The 3319-nt window shown below is 42.2% G+C and carries 3 protein-coding genes; 2 read left to right on the top strand and 1 reads right to left on the bottom strand.

The genetic code is table 11. The features are described 5' to 3' along the window. Positions 1–193 precede the first annotated feature (193 nt). Entirely contained in the window at positions 194–1708 is a 1515-nt protein-coding gene (gpmI, locus tag B2Z67_RS15075; protein ID WP_291530666.1) for a 2,3-bisphosphoglycerate-independent phosphoglycerate mutase, read from the top strand. Between the two features lie 271 nt (positions 1709–1979). After that, positions 1980–2561, top strand: coding sequence for a DUF3109 family protein (locus tag B2Z67_RS15070; protein WP_291530665.1), 582 nt, complete (start codon positions 1980–1982; stop codon positions 2559–2561). Between the two features lie 384 nt (positions 2562–2945). Here B2Z67_RS15070 and B2Z67_RS15065 read toward each other — a convergent pair whose 3' ends face one another. Further along, positions 2946–3233, bottom strand: a complete 288-nt coding sequence (locus B2Z67_RS15065) for a hypothetical protein (protein ID WP_291530664.1) — start codon at positions 3231–3233, stop codon at positions 2946–2948. Positions 3234–3319 lie beyond the last annotated feature (86 nt).

The raw sequence follows: 3319 nt of genomic DNA, 5'->3' as shown, positions 1-3319 counted from the left end.
CTCATTTATGACAAGACACTTATGAATAATGCAGGTTAACTCCTCTAACTCCTGAAGCATGAATAATGCAGATTAATGGTTTTGGCTGCGGTATTTTTTGTAACTTTGCAGTCGTTAAAAAGAACTCATGTTTTGAACTCGTACAAACGTAACCGCTTATTTTGAAATAATACAATTAAAATCAATAAATATTATGAGTAAGAAAGCCCTTTTAATGATTCTTGATGGCTGGGGTATCGGCGACCAAGGCAAAGATGATGTAATCTTCAATACTCCCACTCCGTACTGGGACTATCTGTTGGCAACATATCCTCATTCACAACTGCAAGCAAGCGGCGAAAATGTTGGTTTACCTGATGGGCAGATGGGTAACTCGGAAGTAGGACACCTCAACATAGGTGCCGGACGTGTGGTTTACCAGGATTTGGTGAAGATTAACCGTGCCTGCGCTGACAACAGCATTATGCAGAATCCAGAAGTTGTTTCTGCTTTCTCCTATGCCAAAGAAAACGGAAAGAACATCCACTTCATGGGATTGACTTCCAACGGTGGGGTACACAGTTCGTTGGAACATCTGTTCAAGTTGTGCGATATCTCTAAAGAATATGGTTTGGAGAATACATTTATCCATTGCTTCATGGACGGTCGTGATACTGACCCGAAGAGTGGTAAAGGCTTTATCGAGGAACTTTCCGCATACTGTGGAAAATCAGCCGGTAAGGTTGCTTCCATCATTGGACGTTACTATGCAATGGATCGTGACAAACGTTGGGAACGTGTGAAAGAAGCTTATGACCTGTTGGTTAATGGCATCGGTAAGAAAGCAACGGATATGGTACAGGCTATGCAGGAGTCTTATGACGAAGGCGTTACCGACGAATTTATCAAGCCGATTGTCAATGCCGGTTGTGACGGTACAATTAAGGAAGGTGATGTTGTTATCTTCTTCAACTACCGCAATGACCGTGCGAAAGAATTAACCGTTGTTCTCACACAACAAGATATGCCGGAGGCCGGTATGCATACTGTTCCCGGTCTGCAATATTATTGCATGACTCCGTATGATGCTTCGTTCAAGGGTCTACACATTTTGTTCGACAAAGAAAACGTGAACAATACGTTGGGTGAATACATTGCCTCCAAAGGTTTGAAGCAGCTCCACATTGCCGAAACCGAGAAGTATGCTCACGTTACGTTCTTCTTCAACGGTGGACGTGAAACTCCGTATGATAACGAAGACCGGATCCTGGTTCCTTCTCCCAAAGTTGCCACTTACGACTTGAAACCGGAAATGAGCGCTTACGAAGTGAAAGATAAACTGGTGGCTGCCATCAACGAAAACAAATATGACTATATCGTTGTGAACTATGCAAACGGTGATATGGTAGGTCATACGGGAGTTTACGAAGCTATCGAGAAAGCTGTTGTAGCAGTAGATGCCTGTGTGAAAGATACAGTAGAAGCTGCCAAGGCTCAGGATTATGAAGTGATTATCATTGCCGATCACGGGAATGCCGACCATGCTTTAAACGAAGATGGAACACCGAATACGGCTCACTCTCTGAATCCGGTTCCCTGTGTTTATGTAACGGAGAATAAGGCTGCCCGGATAGAAGACGGTCGCCTGGCTGATGTAGCCCCGACTATTCTGAAGATTATGGGACTGGAAGTTCCGGCAGAAATGAATGGTAAGGTGCTGATTAAGTGATTCCTGGTTACAGGGAATAAATAAGGATCTGTTTTGAGTTTCCTTTTTAAGATTTTTATTATACTAAAAGAACTTGTCACCAGTGTAGAATAATCTGTGGCAAGTTCTTTTATCTCAGGGTAACTGCATTAAAATGAATATATAAAATGTACAGGAATAAGCTATATGATTACAAGGGTATCTCTATTAGCTTCGCTAAATTCTCATTATTCATTTTGATGCGGTTGCCCTGCTTTTATCTTTGCGGACGCAATTAATTATTTTATTAAGTATGGTACAGATAGGGGATGTTGTAGTGAGCTTCGACGTGTTGCGCGAGAAGTTTATTTGCAATTTGGAGGCATGTAAGGGCGCTTGTTGCATAGAAGGTGATGCCGGCGCTCCGGTGGAGCTGGATGAAATAGAGAAATTGGAAGAGGTGCTTCCGCTAATCTGGGATGAACTTTCGCCTGAGGCGCGTGCAGTGCTGGAAAAGCAGGGGGTAGTTTATACCGACTGTGAAGGCGACCTTGTAACTTCCATCGTAAACAACAAGGATTGTGCATTTACTTGCTATGACGAGAAAGGTTCCTGTTATTGTGCCATCGAGAAGGCTTACCGTGAAGGTAAAACAGATTTCTATAAACCGGTTTCCTGCCATCTGTATCCTATTAGGGTAGGAGATTACGGACCTTATAAAGCAGTGAACTACAATCGTTGGAATGTTTGCAAAGCTGCCGTGTTATTGGGACAGAAAGAGAACCTCCCGGTATATAAGTTCCTGAGAGAGCCATTAATCCGCAAGTTTGGCGAAGACTGGTATGCAGAACTGGAGCTGGTAGCCGAAGAGATGGATAAACAAAACATGTTGTAACCTCGGCAGTCTGCCTGCATTATTCCGGCTTGCCCGAAATATCCGGTGTATGAGCAGCATTTGTCCCATATAAATACTCCCAAAAATTACTTAGTAGTAGTGTGTAAACTACTTAGTAGTAGTTGCCCAACTACTACTAAGTAATTGCCCAACTACTACTGGGTAGTTGGCTAACTACTACTAAGTAATTTATTGGCTACTACCGGGCAGTTGAGATACCCTGCGAAATAATTTGCATCTTCCAAAGCAAGAAATTCATGCGCCGGAAGTTTCGGGAGATTCATCATTCCTTTTATTGCCGATAGAATGGTTCTGTTCCAGTGTTCACTCCATCATTGATATAGTCCCGTTTAAAATCGCCAGAGTATTATTAATAAACATATTCTACACTTGGGAAGTGTACATGTTAACATAGTAATCGTACATAGGAGGATTCTTCAGGAGTTCTTCGGCAGGTATACTGTTAAGATAAAAGTACTTCTTCATTTCATCCATCTTCATTTCATGCGTTGTGTCGAAGACCCGTTTTAGTTCTGCTAATTGGCTGTACGAATCCCATAAAGAAAGGAGCATCTTTTTGTTTTTCACCAAACGCATATTGCCGGAAGTCTTAAACAATAGCTTGCAGACAATGTGATAGCGACACCTATCACAATAATGATAATCTCGCACGGAGCTTACCTATTTTCTCTCTCTTAAGTAGCTGTTCATAATTAGTTCATACTATGAAGATAATAGAGCGAAACGGAATCTCAATC

This window comes from Bacteroides sp. UBA939 (assembly GCF_002293435.1).
Classification (GTDB): domain Bacteria; phylum Bacteroidota; class Bacteroidia; order Bacteroidales; family Bacteroidaceae; genus Bacteroides.
Note: the sequence above shows the minus strand (reverse complement) of the source record. Positions and strands in the feature narration are given on the sequence as shown.

What these genes read in the sequence shown, in the direction of transcription:
- gpmI (WP_291530666.1), top strand. Translation starts at nt 194, where the DNA reads ATGAGTAAGAAAGCCCTTTTAATGATTCTTGATGGCTGGGGTATCGGC.
- B2Z67_RS15070 (WP_291530665.1), top strand. Translation starts at nt 1,980, where the DNA reads ATGGTACAGATAGGGGATGTTGTAGTGAGCTTCGACGTGTTGCGCGAG.